7 protein-coding genes are annotated in these 16,031 nt (G+C 58.1%); 4 read left to right on the top strand and 3 right to left on the bottom strand.

The genetic code is table 11. The features are described 5' to 3' along the window. Positions 1–21: 21 nt before the first annotated feature. Both AC1Z24_RS28485 and AC1Z24_RS28480 read right to left on the bottom strand, forming a co-directional pair. A complete protein-coding gene (locus tag AC1Z24_RS28485) occupies positions 22–2,901 on the bottom strand; it encodes an RHS repeat domain-containing protein (RefSeq protein WP_483743648.1) in 2,880 nt (959 codons plus the stop codon). A 150-nt stretch (positions 2,902–3,051) separates the two neighbouring features. Next, positions 3,052–7,593, bottom strand: a complete 4,542-nt coding sequence (locus AC1Z24_RS28480) for a hypothetical protein (protein ID WP_483743647.1) — start codon at positions 7,591–7,593, stop codon at positions 3,052–3,054. A 214-nt stretch (positions 7,594–7,807) separates the two neighbouring features. Between AC1Z24_RS28480 and AC1Z24_RS28475 the strand changes: the two genes are divergently transcribed. After that, positions 7,808–10,114, top strand: coding sequence for a YgiQ family radical SAM protein (locus tag AC1Z24_RS28475; RefSeq protein WP_483743646.1), 2,307 nt, complete (start codon positions 7,808–7,810; stop codon positions 10,112–10,114). Between the two features lie 47 nt (positions 10,115–10,161). Here the strand turns inward: AC1Z24_RS28475 and AC1Z24_RS28470 are convergent, their stop codons facing one another. Further along, a complete protein-coding gene (locus AC1Z24_RS28470) occupies positions 10,162–10,650 on the bottom strand; it encodes an Hcp family type VI secretion system effector (protein WP_259110746.1) in 489 nt (162 codons plus the stop codon). Between the two features lie 186 nt (positions 10,651–10,836). On the opposite strand from AC1Z24_RS28470, the gene AC1Z24_RS28465 reads away from it, so the two are divergent. The 3 genes from AC1Z24_RS28465 (at position 10,837) to AC1Z24_RS28455 (ending at position 15,999) form a co-directional block, all read left to right on the top strand. Next, entirely contained in the window at positions 10,837–11,709 is an 873-nt protein-coding gene (locus AC1Z24_RS28465; protein ID WP_483743645.1) for an NAD synthetase, read from the top strand. A 1-nt stretch (position 11,710) separates the two neighbouring features. Continuing rightward, entirely contained in the window at positions 11,711–12,481 is a 771-nt protein-coding gene (locus AC1Z24_RS28460; RefSeq protein ID WP_483743644.1) for a hypothetical protein, read from the top strand. 227 nt (positions 12,482–12,708) lie between these two features. After that, a complete protein-coding gene (locus AC1Z24_RS28455) occupies positions 12,709–15,999 on the top strand; it encodes a transglutaminase family protein (RefSeq protein WP_483743643.1) in 3,291 nt (1,096 codons plus the stop codon). The last annotated feature ends 32 nt before the right edge of the window (positions 16,000–16,031 follow it).

Genomic DNA, 16,031 nt, shown 5'->3' with positions numbered 1-16,031 from the left:
TCGTCTAAGCGATAAGCTTCGTTAGTGAGTACGTTCAACTAGCTTTTTTTTATGAGTCCATATGCTATGTGGGCGAAACGTTGAACCTACTATTTCGAAGGCCAGACGATAGTCGCCCCTGCCACTGGCGGCGCCCGCAAGAGTGATGTCTGTCGTAGGTCCTCCACTTACTCCCGTGTGGGTATGGCGATTTGGATCGTACTTGGCCAACGCCTTGCGTACTGCATCTCCCATTCCAATCCGTTCGTTTTGCTCCAGATAAACTGAAATTGCAGAGTCTTCAAAAAAGCCCTTGGTATCTAAGGTATAAATAGGCGTCCTTGGTCGTGCCACAGCGGGGGCTTCTAATTCGGGTGACGAATGTCTGCGTCCTCCTGGCTGCGGTAGACGTAATAATAAATTGGCTTCTGTTTTTCTTCTTGCTCTTTCATCCGCACTGATAGATGCCCGTGTCGAGCCTTCCCCTATAAGAAACTGATTGATCGTGCTGGTGCTGCTTCTGGCGCTGGTTGATTGTGAGGGGGGGCTGATTTTAATCGCGGGTCGTAGCTCTACAGACATAATGTCTTTTAGCTTGTTCTCCTTATAAAAACCAGGAGAGTGTTTGGTTTCACCAAACCACTGAAAATCCTCGGCCGAACGAATGTCGAATATTCGCAATTGTCCCTGCTTGGTGTTTGCTACTTGTACCCACTCGACGGGGCCCTGAGCTCTTTGCACGTTTTTCACGAGTTTTGCAGCCTCTGTCTCGTTAAGGCTGAACTCTCGCTTTTGTTGATCTACATGGCTCCTTATAGCCTCAACGTGCATGCGCTCGGCGTGTCTCCTTCGCTGCCAAGCAACACCCAGGCCCAAAGCCAGAGACATCATTACCAGCGCGACGCCCGTAAGCGCCGTAGTCATGTCGAAACCTTGTCGTCCCCGCTGATCTGCATGATTGATCGGGCTGTTAGCGACCATGCGGTACAGATTCAGCCCGTCCGCCACTCCGTTCGGATCTGGATTAATCCAACGTTGCAACCAAGGCGCGTAATACCGCAGGCCATAATAATAAAGCCCGCTGGCATCGCGTTCCTTGCCGGAATAACGAATGACCTTGTACTTCGCCTCGACGGCCGAACGCGCCGCCCACCATGCCGTACCGCCAAACGGGTAATAGCCTTCATGGCTGATTAGCCGTGCCTCACTGTCCAGTTCCAGGGTGCAAGAGCCCAGATGATCATCGACGCTATAACGCATTTGATCATTGGCGATGCCGTCGGGCTTGCGCTCGGCCCAGTGCAGGTAACGCACATTGGCACGCCCGGCTTGCAGGGTGATGACTTCAAGGCGTTCGCCGCTGGCGCTGTCAGTGCGGATTTCCAGGCCCGGTAGATAGCGTACTTCACGGCTGTTTTGCACGGTTTTAGCCTGGGCGGTGGTGGTCTTGCGCAAGCGCATGCCGGTGGCGTCGTAGGCATAGCGCTCGCGATCGTTATTGCCGTTGGCCCGGGTCAGCGAATTGGCTTCCAACAACTGATTGCGCGCATCCCAGCGCAAGGCTTGCCCGGCCGTCAGTGTTTGCAAGTTGCCGTTGGCATCGAACTGCGTGGTGAAGTCGGGCGGCGCTTCTCCTTCCCGCCAGGGCAGCGCTCGGTTGCTGTCTTCGGCGACACACATATGGCGCGTATAGGGCTGTGCGCCTTCATGCTTGAGCTCAAGCAGGTTACCGGCTTCGTCGTATTGGTAGTGCTGGGTGTAATTGAGCAACTGGCTGGTATCCAGCGGCAGATCGGCGAGTTCAGGCAGTTTTGGGCCAATATTCGCCCCGGCGATCTCCCGGCCTGTGGCCTCGATCAGCTGATACAGGCTGTCGTGCTGATAATAATTGATCGGGGCGATGCGCTGATTGGCAAAATGCCGGGTTGGCTGCGCCTGATCTTGCACGCTGATCACGTTACCGCCTGGATCGTAGTCATAGAGCAAGTGTTGCAATTTTTCAGTGTTTGCCCGGGTGGTGATCAGTTCCTTCAGGCGCCCATCCGCGTGGTCGAATAGCGCCCGGCTTACAACGCCATTGCCAGCGGTCTGGCCCTCGATCTGGGCAAAGACGTTGTACTGCACTTTATGCAGCAATGTTTGCTCGCTGGCATGCTCTGGAGTCAGGTGGATGGTTGTTAATTGCCCCCAGACGCCGTAGGCAAATTCCTGTCGATTACCCTGTGCATCTGTCTGGCTAAGTAGCTCGTCCGTCGGGCTGTAAGTAAACTGCGTGATCGCGCCTGCGCCGGGCTCCAGCAGCGCTTCGCGAAGCAGCGGATCCGCGGGCCAGTCCGGCAAATCGAGGGCATTGAGAAAGCGCCGGCTTTGCCGCAGGACCTGGCCGGTAATCCCGCAGGCCAGCACCTGTTCGCTGCCCGCGCCATCGTCGTTGCGGATCAAGCGGCCACACAGGTTGTCGGCGGCGGTCTGTTCGGTGTTGTCGGCATAGGTGAAACGTTCCGACGTCCGTAACCCTTGTTCGCCGGATTGCTCGTGCACAGCAGATGGTCGCAGGAATTCGTCGTACTCTGTCAACCAGTGGCTGCCCCGGGCATCCCAGCTTTCAAGTGGCTGCCCGGCTTCACCGAGCAAAGACACCTGCCAACCCGCATCGATACTGTCGACCGCCAGCGCGCTGCCGGACAGGCTGAATACTGTAGCCAGATTGGGGCGTGTTGCAGGGGTGTGATCAAGGCGCGCGGACAGGCGCGCGTCCCAGGTGGCAATGGCTCGGGCTGCCGGATCATAGTGCCGCCTTTCAGTGCGGGCTTGCGCACTGTCAGCCACCTGGGCCCGGTGATAGGCGACGTGACGAACGTCCAGGCCGCGCCCGTCGATGACTTGCAGTGAGGGGGTTTTTGCGTGCAAGGGATGGGGCATGGCAATGCTCCCGATGTGCTGTTATTTGAAACGTAGTGCATTTCCTTATGTGGGAGCGGCTTTGGTCGGGAATACGTTTTCCCGGCTAAAGCCGGTCCCACAGAAAAGCTAAATTAATTCAGTTGATTAAGGCTCCCGGAAGAGGTGTGCCTATACGAACCTTTCCGACAACAGGATCTCGCGCACCTGTGCACTGCCCAGGCTGCCACGATGAATTTCATAGCGGCGCCCGGCCTGGGCTTCCTGTATCTGCACCTGCGCCCCGAGGAATCGCTGATCCGGCCGCTTCAAGTGCGCCGCACCAAAAGCCGGGGCATCGCTGGCCAGCTCTGCGTAGTGCAGATGGGCATAGGCCCAGACCTGATTGCGGTCTTTTATCTTCAGTTCGAATTCGTCGATATAGTCGCGCGTTGCGTGTTGCCGGCTGCTTTTCCTGACTCGCTCCATCGGCATGCGCTCTTCATGGGTCTTGCGCACGCTCAGGTTGTTGCTGTCAGCCAGGTACTGCAGGTCGTTGGCGCTGGGTGCATTGTTGCTGATGATCAGGTCCAGGCGCAGGTTTTGGCCTTTTTGCCTGAGGTAGTGCGCCTGCTCACGCAGCTCTGTGGTTCTTCCTTGGGCCTGGCTGCGATCTTCAGAGTTGACGAACTGCGTCGAAGCGTCCTGGATCTCCTGCGCCAGCTCTTCAAGGCGGTTGGCCTGATATTCCAGCAAACCCTGGGGGGCGGAGGGGGTGGAGTCGTTTTTCCTGCCCAGATAATCCGCCAGCGACTCACTGTGTCGGGCTTCATCGAGCAGCTTGCGGGCAGAGGCGTCGTAGCTTGGCCAGGCCGGCGCTGAAACGGTGTTGCCGCTGGCGGTGCGCTCCCGTGGCTTGCTGTTCTCGACCCAATACTGGCCATTGCTGGACAGCAGATAGGTTGCCTTGCGCTGGCCGCGACTGTCGAGAATGTCGACGATATTCGGATTGTCACTGCGGGGCTTGCCGCTGAGCACCTGATCGTCCTGAGTGCGTATCTCTACTCGATTCTTTGGCGCCGCAGCGGGCGGGGGCGTATTGGCGGCGGATTTTTCCGGTCTTTTCTTCTTGCCTGGAATGGGCCTGCTACGGCTTTCTGGCTCAGGTGGCTCGGGAAACTCATCGAGTTTGGTCAGCAGGCGATCGATCTCATCGTGAGCCAGGCCGCGAAGACGCTCTACTGCCGAGATGATGTATTTATTGGACGTCTGCATCTGTTCGAAGGGTTTCGGATCTCTGAGGTCTACAGAGAGTTTGTCCAGTGCCTGGACTTCCAGCTCGCTGCTGCTCGTGTAGACATCAATGATGGCGCCGTAGTTATGGGAAACGTTATCCAGCAAACAGACCGCGTCGATGAGCGACTCTCGCTTATAGGCGAAAGCAGCCGGGAGCGCGGCGAAGTCTGTTTTCGCGACTTTTGCGTGTTGTATCAACTGATGATGCAGGCTGCCCAGGCTCATATGTTTGAGTTGGTAATAGTCATCCCCGGCAGTGATCAGGTAGGCGGAGGCGTTGGGTTTTTCCAGATGCATCAGCAGTTCATTGGCAGCGGTCGTAAAGTGATGCTTGCCCATCACGTATTGCACTCGTTGCGCCTCGGTTTTTTCGCGAATTTCCTTGAGCCGGTCGACCTTCGGCCCGCCGCTGATCAGCCCGACAATGGTGCCGACCCAGATGCCCTGCTCATTGCGAATGATCGGCTCACTGCGCCCCGGACGGGTGCCCACGTAGATATTGCCGACATCCTTGGCGACCGAATCGTCTGGCCTGACGATGCGCATGACCTTGCGCGTTGGGCTCGAAGCGTCAAGGTCGTGCAGGACCTGATAGAACTCGCCTTCGATCTGCACATAGCGCTTGCCGCTATCGGTGTACAGACCTTCGCTGTCGGGCTGTGCGCTGCTGTGGTATTCGACGGACAGCCGGAACGGCGCGAGGCGCTCGGCACTGAGTGCAAAGGAGGTCGATGGCGGTAACAAATCCTCAAGGGCCGCAGCGTTGAGCCAGGCCTCGCTGAATAGCGCATGCGCCAGTCTGCGTCCGTCATGAATCTGGAAGTCCAAGCTATTGCGCTGACTGTCGTTCAAGGTGCGCAGCAACATCGAAGTCAGCGGGTATTCAGCGTGGGAGGGCTGCAGCATGTCGTCGTTGATTGGGTCGTAGCCCGCGTATTGCCCATCGAGCCTGGCCAGAATCACGGAGCGGGTTGCCGACTCGTTGCCATAAGTGGCGAGCAGTTGGTTGGTTCTGAAAATATCGCCACTGAATCCCTTTGCGCCTTGATACACCTGAATGGACAGCTCGCCAGGCCAGCCGCTCTGCACGGTCAGCAGGTTGCAGGCGATTGCCTCGCCGTCCGGGGCGATCCCTCGACCGACAGGATCGCTCAGGGCATTGAAGGCGCTGATCAGGCGCATGCGCGGTTTGTCTTGAGTCGTGACGGTTTTCGTCGTCAGGACTGCATGTAGTCTGCTCTGGTTGTTTCTCAGGGTAACGGCAAGGCTTTCGGCATCGGTGCGCAAGGGTTCCAGCAGCGGCAATATGCGATCGGCGAAGAGAGGCAGGGGCAAGTGCGGATTTTCCAAAGCCTGTTGCAACTGATCAAGGCCGCGTCGCCATTGCAGGTCGCTGATGGCGTGCTTCAGGGGCGACGGTATCTGGCCATCACCCTGCCAGACTGCCTCGAGCTGCGCCCGTGTCACCTGCGTCAGTTGTTGCAGGTGCTGAATATCCTCACGGTTCAGCGTTGGCATATCAGGGCGCAGCATGGTCTGCAGCAGCTCGGCAAGGGTGAGATTGCTGACATCGACCGGCGCCAGACGCCAGTGGCCGTGGCGTTGGTCATAGCTGAGCACGGGCTGATAACACTGCGGATCGGGATGTTTGAGGCGGTACTGCCTGAGATCGGTGTCGTAGGACAATTCGCCGACTCGCGTCTGATCTTCGACCTGAATCAGTGCGTACAGCCGATTGTGCTTGCTGAAAAGGCCTTCGGGGTTGGCGCTTATGCCATCGAGTAGCCTGGCGTCCACAGAGGTGTAAGGCAGCAGGTCCGCCAGCCACAGGCCGGGTTCGTCATTGTGCCGCTCGACTGCGCGGGGCGTGCCTATGGCCTTGATCAGTTGGCGGGTGCGCCGGGCCGACAGGCGGGCGCCAATGCCTTGGATGCGGCTGCTGATCGCCAGGTCGGCAATATCGCCAAGGGCCTGGACAAAGTCCGCAGACTGGCCGCGGGCCAATGCTTCGCCAGCACTGAGGGTGTTATGAGCAAGCATGCTGAGGGTTGTGCCCAGCATCAGGCGATTGAGACCGGTAACACCGCCGGGTACTGGCAGGGTCAGCAGTTCAAGTATTTCGCTGCCGATGTGCTTCAAGGTTTGCGTGAGCCGATGCCAGTCCCGGCTCGCCGTTGATGTAGCGATGCTCAGCAGGTCTTTGCTGATAAGGCTGCTCTGGCGCAAGGCAATGCTGGTCAGCAGGGAGTGCGCAGTCGGTCTTAGGTTGTCAGGCTCCGCCCGTATATGGATGCGCGTGGCGGGGGATGACTGGTTGCCGAAGGCTCGGTAAAGGTGTTTGGCCAGCCAGTTCAGTTGGTTCTCGTCGACCGTTGTGGATTTGAGTTTGCCGAGCAGGGTGGTCTGATCGGCAAGAGAAAGCCCGCGCAACAACCAATCGATCCGATTGGCCGTGGCATCAGCGCATATCTGTTCGTGCAGCGATTCGATGGCCTCGGCGGCATCTGCGTGATGACGCAAAGCGCCTTGTGGACGATGGGGGAAATAACTGAATACGCCGCTGCCTTGAGGTACGCGGATGACGCAGAACGGCAACGCCAGAGTATCCGGCTGGCCGAGTACCGGGATGCCGAACTGCAAGTGGAAAAATTTCCATTCCAGGCCTGTGCTGTCGGGCTGTGCGTGTAAGCGTCGAGCACTGTCCTGCAATGCCTGTCCGCTGATGCGCTTGCTGCGCAGCGCCTCCAGTACGTCCAGCTCGAAGCTGGCGGTGCGATGGCTGATGATCAGTGAGTTGATCGTGCTCGCCAGTTCTTCGTTAAGGGCCTTGCGCAATCGTGATGCGAAATCGAATTGGCGGCTGACCTCGATAAAACCGGCCACATCGAGGTTGCTGAGTGGGGGGGCGAGTGGGTCATGAGCGGAAGTATTGAGGGTGCTGGCGCGCTGGAAATCCAGGCCGGATTGCAGGCCACTGCCGAGGTTGAAGGCGAAGTTTTCCTTGGTCGCCTGCCATAGCGTTCGCGAGATGACCTGTTCACGGGAAGTGTTATCGGGCAACGCCCGCTTGCTGCGAGCCTCGAACAGGTTGCTCAGCAATTCGATGGGGTCCTGAAAGCCCTTGCGCTCCGGCAGCTCAAGCATGCGGGTATGCAGCCAGCTGTGATGCGGGTCCAGAGTGTGCCCGCACTTCTCGCGTAGCAGCGCGACGAATTCGCGGCAGGCGACTTCATCAAACCGGCTGTTGAAGCGCTGAATGGCCGCGGCCAGTTCGGTGCGTGCCTGGGGCTCGCTGCGGCAAAGCTGCACATAGCGCTGGCGCTGCTCAATACTCAAGTCGGCGAGGTGGGCGCTGAGCCGGGTTTCGATCAGGTTCAGGGCCTGATAGTCGGACCAGGTTTCGCTGGTCATCAAAAGGTCGTCATTATTTTGCGTCATGGTGGCTTTGCCTTTGTATGAAAAAGGCAAGCTAACTGCATGTTTTACGCGCTCGGTCGGTAGATATCTGTCGTGTTGCGCCGCGGGTTGTCGATCCGTTGGTCAGCCCTAGGCATACGATGTGCTTAATCCGACGCTCACCGTCGGATTTGGTTAAATTTTGTGCTATATTCCGCGGCCGCGATTTTCCCTGAACACTATACCGGTCATCGACATGCAAGCAGCCAAGCCGTTATTTGACTATCCCAAGTACTGGGCCGAATGTTTCGGACCAGCGCCTTTCCTGCCCATGAGCCGGGAAGAAATGGATCAGCTTGGCTGGGATTCCTGCGACATCATCATCGTTACCGGTGATGCCTACGTCGATCACCCGTCGTTCGGCATGGCGATCATTGGCCGGCTGCTGGAGTCCCAGGGCTTTCGCGTCGGGATCATCGCCCAGCCGAACTGGCAGTCCAAAGACGACTTCATGAAGCTCGGCGAGCCCAACCTGTTCTTCGGCGTCGCTGCCGGCAACATGGACTCGATGATCAACCGCTACACCGCCGACAAGAAAATCCGCTCCGACGACGCCTACACCCCTGGCGGCATGGCCGGCAAACGCCCGGACCGCGCCAGCCTGGTGTACAGCCAGCGCTGCAAGGAAGCCTACAAGCATGTGCCGATCGTGCTCGGCGGCATTGAGGCTTCGCTGCGCCGCATCGCCCACTACGACTACTGGCAGGACAAGGTGCGCAACTCGATCCTGATCGACGCCAGCGCCGATATCCTGCTGTACGGCAACGCCGAGCGGGCCATTGTCGAAGTCGCCCAGCGCCTGTCGTGGGGCCACAAGATCGAAGACATCACCGACGTGCGCGGCACCGCGTTCATCCGTCGTGATACGCCGCAAGGCTGGTACGAAGTCGACTCCACGCGCATCGACCGTCCAGGCAAGATCGACAAGATCATCAACCCCTACGTCAACACTCAGGACACTCAAGCCTGCGCGATTGAACAAGAGAAAGGGCCGGTTGAAGACCCGAACGAAGCCAAGGTCGTGCAGATCCTGGCGAGCCCGCGCATGACTCGTGACAAGACCGTCATTCGCCTGCCGTCCGTGGAAAAAGTGCGTAACGACGCGGTCCTGTATGCCCACGCCAACCGCGTGCTGCACCTGGAAACCAACCCCGGCAACGCCCGTGCCCTGGTGCAGAGGCATGGCGAAGTGGACGTCTGGTTCAACCCGCCGCCGATTCCCATGACCACTGAAGAAATGGACTACGTGTTCGGTATGCCCTATGCGCGCGTTCCGCATCCGGTCTATGGCAAGGAGAAGATCCCGGCCTACGACATGATCCGTTTCTCGGTGAACATCATGCGCGGCTGCTTTGGCGGCTGTACGTTCTGCTCGATTACCGAGCACGAAGGCCGGATCATCCAGAACCGTTCCGAAGAGTCGATCATTCGCGAGATCGAAGAGATCCGCGACAAGGTGCCAGGCTTTACCGGGGTCATTTCCGACCTCGGCGGCCCGACCGCGAACATGTACCGCATCGCCTGCAAGAGCCCGGAAATCGAATCCGCCTGCCGCAAGCCGTCGTGCGTGTTCCCCGGCATCTGCCCGAACCTGAACACCGACCACTCGTCGCTGATCCAGCTCTATCGCAGCGCCCGGGCATTGCCGGGTGTGAAGAAGATCCTGATCGCCTCCGGTCTGCGCTATGACCTGGCTGTCGAGTCGCCGGAATACGTCAAGGAGCTGGTGACCCACCACGTCGGTGGCTACCTGAAGATCGCCCCGGAACACACCGAGGAAGGTCCGCTCAACCAGATGATGAAACCGGGCATCGGCAGCTATGACAAGTTCAAGCGCATGTTCGAGAAGTACTCGAAAGAGGCGGGCAAGGAGCAGTACCTGATCCCGTACTTTATCGCCGCCCACCCCGGCACCACCGATGAAGACATGATGAACCTGGCGCTGTGGCTCAAGGGCAACGGTTTCCGTGCCGACCAGGTGCAGGCGTTCTACCCGTCGCCCATGGCCTCGGCGACCGCCATGTACCACTCCGGCAAGAACCCGCTGCGCAAGGTCACTTACAAGAGCGACTCGGTCACCATCGTCAAGAGCGAGGAACAGCGTCGTCTGCACAAGGCTTTCCTGCGCTACCACGACCCGAAAGGCTGGCCGATGCTGCGCGAAGCGCTGATCCGCATGGGCCGTGCCGACCTGATCGGCGCGGGCAAGGATCAACTGATCCCTGCGCATCAGCCGACCACCGACAGCTACCAGAGCGCCCGTCGCAAGAACTCGACGCCGGCTGGCAGCCACAAGGTCGCCAAGGAAACCACCACCAGGATACTCACCCAGCACACCGGCCTGCCGCCTCGTGCCAGCGACGGCAGCAAGCCGTGGGACAAGCGCGAGCAAGCCAAGGCCGCCGCCGAAGCCCGCAGCAGGCAGGCTGCCAAAGAGCGCATCGACGCCGCCAAGGGCAAAGGCCCGAAAGCACCGAAGCGCAAACCGGCAGTGCCGCGTTAAGCGTCTTTGAGTGATAAAAAACGCCAGCTTTCGAGCTGGCGTTTTTTTTAGATTTTTTCGTTTTGACGTATGTTCCAGCCGTATTTGACGGGGCCGCCTTCTTTGCTGCCGTCGGCATTTTGCGGTTGATAACTGACCTCTACCTTGGCGAAATTGAGGGCGATGCTTTCCTTGAGGGTTTCGTCACTGGTGCCCGCATCGGTGTCGTAAGACGCCACCATGACCTCTTTCAATGTGATGATCATGTACTCAACCGGGCTGCTACCGCCCGCTTTGCGGATGGTGAGGGTGGCTTGCGGATAATGCTTGCCACTTGAGCAGGCCATCATCAAGTTCGGGGAAGATTTATCCAGCGATTTGCAAAGACTCAGGTTGCCGATATTAACCTTGCCTGCGCCCCCACCACTGCCCTGATGCATCGAGCCGGACTGCGACATGCCCCATTGAAACTTCTCAATATCGATCTCTTCCTTGTGCACGCTGTCCTTGGATTCTCCCTTTATATCGCCCAACTTCAAAAACATATCGATAGCCATGAACGCTCCCTTAAAAACAATGGTCGACGAATTGTCGGTGAGCACTTTTTCTTACTGGGGAGTTGATCGCAAGAGAGTAAGGGCTGAACGAGACCGTTCACACACAGCTAAGAGAGATTTCCTACATCGTTGTAGAAGATGACTGCCTATTCTCGTTCGCTCTGGCTTGGTAAAAAGGGAAAAGGGATGAGTTCCATACAACTTCGGGATGGGTTTTCCGTTGCAAGAAGCTTGGCGAGGGAGCGCATCGAAAACGCTATAGACCTCAAACAGCTGTTTCGCACCATTGATTCGGATCCGGCAATTGTCGGTGCCGGCGTGGTTTATATTGACAGCAATTTCAATGTGATAACGCTCAGAGAGTTTCAGCCGATTTGTAGTGTTGCTGTGAAGCGAGTGATCTTGCGAGAAGCGCCAGGACATATGGGGGCGCAGGAGTTTCACAGAGCGCTGGAGTCGAATGTTCGCGAATCTAAGCTAGTAATGGACGCGGTATCTACTGTGGCCGCGTGCGGCGGAGCTTATCTAAGTTGGACAGTAGTATACGGCGGGATAATGGTTGTACCTGTCACCGCAGGCGTAAGCTTGGTGGTATCGGCAATAGGTGTGGTCTCCGCAGTGGCGGGGTCTGCTCAGTGCGTAGTGGGCGTATTGCGAGTCGCTGCTGAGATTTTGGACCCGAAGGGTCTGGATAAGGTGGATTCCGAGGAGTGGTATCAAACCATGATGGCAGTGCTTGATGGCATAACTCTTACAGGCGCAGCCCTGTCTATGTTCTCAATCATGCGGTACGTAATGGTTACAAGAGCCGCTACTAGAAAGACTTACCGGGAAATACTTCGGGGATTATCTCGTCGGGAGAGGTTGGCACTTACAGCTGAGGTGCACAAATATAGAAAGGATTTTATTGGGCTTCCCAAACGCTATACAAATGCACAAATCCGGCAGCAAACTTATACTCAGCTGAGGGATTTAATAGCTGTAGGGGCAACTGTCGGCGGTAGCCTGGTCTCGGGGAATTTAAAGCCGATAGCGGTTGCGGTGTATGGGGAGTTTTGAAATGTATATGTCTGAAAGTGCCATGGAATTTAGAAGGAGGCATTTTTTAGTGTTTATCGTCTCTATTTTTTTAGGGATGATTTCTTGCGCATTGGTACTGGTGCTGGCAATAGGTACTTATTTTGAGCGTTCAGACTTGAATTTGGTGTCTAGATGGATATTTGCGGTAATATTGATATCGAGTGCGCTCCAGACATTCTTCTGTTTTAGAATTTTGCGAGGCTACACACGCTGGGTCGGTGGGATGGTGTTTTTATTTGCATCATGTTTTTTCATTTCAGCGCCGGCAATTACCTACGATCCGGATTTTGGGTTGTATGCCTTTACGTTGAGTCTGCCGCTCCTTGGTCTGTACTGTTTGAATAGTGAGCGCTATCGGGCGATGCTGGAGGCTGCAAAGAGGATCCGCTTGGAGAGAACGGGGGGGCGTCAGCCTAAATTGAAAACTTCAAGGCGGCAGATGGCCATAAATAACGGGCTCAGAGCAAAGTCAAAAAAGCCTTTCGTGAGGGAGGAAGTCGGCACCACGATCATAAAGTGGATATTTTGGGCTCTCACTATTTTCTTTATTTTCGGGGTGGTGGTGAAGCTATTTTTAATTTACGAAGGGCTGGTGACAGGGGTTGTAGTCAGCGCTAGTCGTTACGGTTCCCCTAAAAGCTATTCGTTTGCAGATGATCCGTGGATGTTTGGAATATCTATGCTGTTGCACTTGCTGGTAATCGGGGTGTGCGGTCTTTTCTTGAAATTGATGTTATTGCTTCGCGAATGATTGGACGTCACGCCACAATTCGATGATGCTCGGTGGCAGCGCCATTTACACAAATAACCCCGCTCGCCCCATATCCGTGCAACCCTTGCACCGTCCCCTTTTGCCTGGCGCGATTTTGGTGCTGTGCTTAGCTGAGCGGGCAGTACTAACGCCGTTGACGCTGGGCTTTGCCGAGTGGCATAAGTCTTGCGCGGTTCGATTACCGTCCAGGCCGCAGGAGGCACGCCGTGTCGATTCATATTGCCTTGCACCATGTCACGCATTACCGCTACGAACGTGCGGTTGAACTGGGTCCGCAGATCGTGCGCCTGCGTCCGGCTGCTCATAGCCGTACCCGAGTGCTGTCTTATTCACTGAAGGTGCTGCCGGAAAACCACTTCATCAACTGGCAACAGGATCCCCAGGGCAATTATCTGGCGCGTCTGGTTTTTCCGGAAAAAACCAAAGAGCTGCGCGTCGAGGTCGATCTGGTCGCCGAGATGGCGGTGTTCAACCCGTTCGACTTTTTCCTCGAGCCCTACGCCGAGAAAATCCCCTTTATCTACGCCAGCGAAGAGCAGCGTGAGCTAGCGCCCTATCTGGAGAAATTGCCGCTGACACCCAAGTTCGCGGCTTATCTGGACAGCATCGACCGCGAGCCGCTGCCGGCCATCGATTTCCTGGTGGCGCTGAACCAGCGCCTGAGTCAGGACATCGAGTACCTGATCCGTATGGAGCCGGGTGTGCAGACCCCGGAGTTCACCCTCAATAACGCCTCCGGTTCCTGCCGCGACTCGGCCTGGCTGCTGGTACAGCTACTGCGTCATATGGGCATGGCCGCGCGTTTCGTCTCGGGCTACCTGATTCAGCTCAAGGCCGACGTCGAAGCGCTCGACGGGCCGTCCGGTACCGATGTGGATTTCACCGACCTGCACGCCTGGTGCGAGGTGTATCTGCCTGGCGCCGGTTGGGTCGGTCTCGATGCCACCTCCGGCTTGTTCGCGGGAGAGGGGCATATTCCCCTGGCCTGTAGCCCGGAGCCGTCTTCGGCGGCACCGATCAGCGGTCTGGTCGAACCGTGTGAAACCGAGTTCAGCCATGAAATGTCCGTTGAGCGGATCTGGGAGGCGCCTCGCGTCACCAAACCGTATACCGACGTGCAGTGGGCAGAGATCCAGGCCCTGGGCCATCAGATAGATGCTGATCTGAAAGCAGAGGACGTGCGCCTGACCATGGGCGGCGAGCCGACGTTCGTGTCCATCGACGACCGCGACGGCGCCGAATGGAACACTGCCGCCCTCGGCCCGCGCAAACGCGCCTTGTCGGCCGATCTGTTCCTGCGCATGCGCAAGCACTACGCGCCCCACAGCATCGTGCATTTCGGCCAGGGCAAATGGTATCCCGGCGAGCAATTGCCGCGTTGGTCGCTCAATTGTTTCTGGCGCAAGGACGGTCAGCCGGTCTGGCGCAATGATGCGCTGATCGCCGATGAAACCCAGGATTACGGTGCTACCGGTGAACTGGCCGGGCGCTTCCTCAGCAGCGTGGCCGAGCGCCTGAAAGTGCCGGCGCGCTTTGTGTTCCCGGCCTACGAAGACAATTTCTATTACCTGTGGCGTGAAGGCGCATTGCCGTCAAACGTCACGGCTGAAGATCCGCGCCTGAGCGACGAGATGGAGCGCGAGCGCCTGCGCAAGGTGTTCAATCAGGGGCTGGACAAGGTCGTCGGCCAGGTCCTGCCGTTGGCGCGTACGGCGGCCGGGGATCGCTGGCAGAGCGGTCGCTGGTACTTGCGTGATACCCATTGTCGTCTGGTGCCGGGTGACTCGGCACTGGGCTATCGTCTGCCACTGGCGTCGCAGCCGTGGGTCAAGGCAGCGGAGTACCCGTACATCCATCCGAACGACCTCAATCAGGAATTCCCCGAGCTGCCTGGCAGTGATTTGGTCAGCACGCGGCTCGATGGTTTACCTGAGCATGTCGAAGGTGCAGCCGAGGCTGTGCCGGTGGTCGACGAATCCGCTGACTGGCTGACCCGCACGGCGCTGTGCTGTGAAGCACGCGATGGCCGCTTGTATCTGTTCATGCCGCCGTTGCAGAAGCTCGAGGAATACCTGGAGCTGGTGGCCGCCATCGAGGCCACCGCGCAAGAGTTGAATTGCCCGATCCTGCTGGAAGGCTACGAGCCGCCACACGACCCGCGTCTGTCCAACTTCCGCGTGACCCCGGATCCGGGCGTCATTGAAGTCAATGTACAGCCGTCCGCCAACTGGGACGAACTGGTCGAGCGCACCGAATTCCTCTACGAGCAGGCCCGTCTCACCCGCCTGACCACCGAGAAGTTCATGATCGACGGGCGCCATACCGGCACCGGCGGCGGCAACCACTTTGTGCTGGGTGGTGCAACGCCTGGAGACTCGCCATTCCTGCGCCGTCCGGACCTGCTGCGCAGCCTGCTCAGTTACTGGCATAACCATCCGTCGCTGTCGTACCTGTTCTCCGGGCTGTTTATCGGCCCGACGTCCCAGGCACCGCGTATCGACGAAGCACGCAACGATTCGCTGTACGAGCTGGAGATCGCCTTCGCCCAGATGCCCAAGGCCGGCGATACCGTTGCGCCATGGCTGGTTGACCGGCTGCTGCGCAACCTGCTGATCGACGTGACGGGTAACACCCACCGTGCCGAGTTCTGCATCGACAAGCTGTATTCGCCGGACGGTGCCACCGGGCGCCTGGGGCTGCTGGAACTGCGTGCGTTCGAAATGCCACCCCATGCCCGCATGAGCCTGGCCCAGCAGTTGCTGCTGCGGGCCCTGGTCGCGCGGTTCTGGCGTGAACCCTATGCGCCGCCGAAACTGGCGCGCTGGGGCACTGAGTTGCACGACCGTTTCATGCTGCCGCACTTCATTCAGCAGGATTTCAACGACGTGATCGTCGAACTCAACGCCGCAGGCTATCCGCTGCGTGCCGACTGGTTCGCCGCGCACCTGGAGTTCCGTTTCCCCAAGGTCGGCGACTATGCCGTCAGTGGTATCGAGCTGGAACTGCGCCAGGCTCTGGAACCCTGGCACGTACTGGGCGAGGAGGGCTCGGCCGGTGGTGCGGTGCGTTATGTGGATTCGTCCCTGGAGCGCTTGCAGGTCAAGCTCAACGGCTTGCCGCCGCAACGTTATGTGCTGACCTGCAATGGTATTCCGGTACCGCTGCAACCGACCGGGCGCACCGGCGAGTTCGTCGCCGGGGTGCGATATCGCGCCTGGCAGCCGGCCAATTGCCTGCAACCGACCATTCCTGTCCACGCACCGCTGGTTTTCGACCTGGTGGACACATGGATGCAGCGCTCACTGGGCGGCTGCGAGTATCATGTCGCCCATCCTGGCGGCCGTAACTACGAAACCCTGCCGGTCAACGCCAATGAAGCAGAAAGTCGGCGTCTGGCGCGGTTTTTCCGTATCGGCCACAGCCCCGGCAAACTGGATGTGCCACCGCTGACCATCAATGATGAGTTGCCTATGACGCTGGATATGCGTCTGCATTAAATAAGTGCAACAGCCGGACGATACTATAGGGA

This window comes from Pseudomonas sp. JL23 (assembly GCF_056933585.1).
The sequence above is the reverse complement of the archived record's forward strand: the minus strand, read 5'-3'. Positions and strand labels throughout refer to the sequence as shown.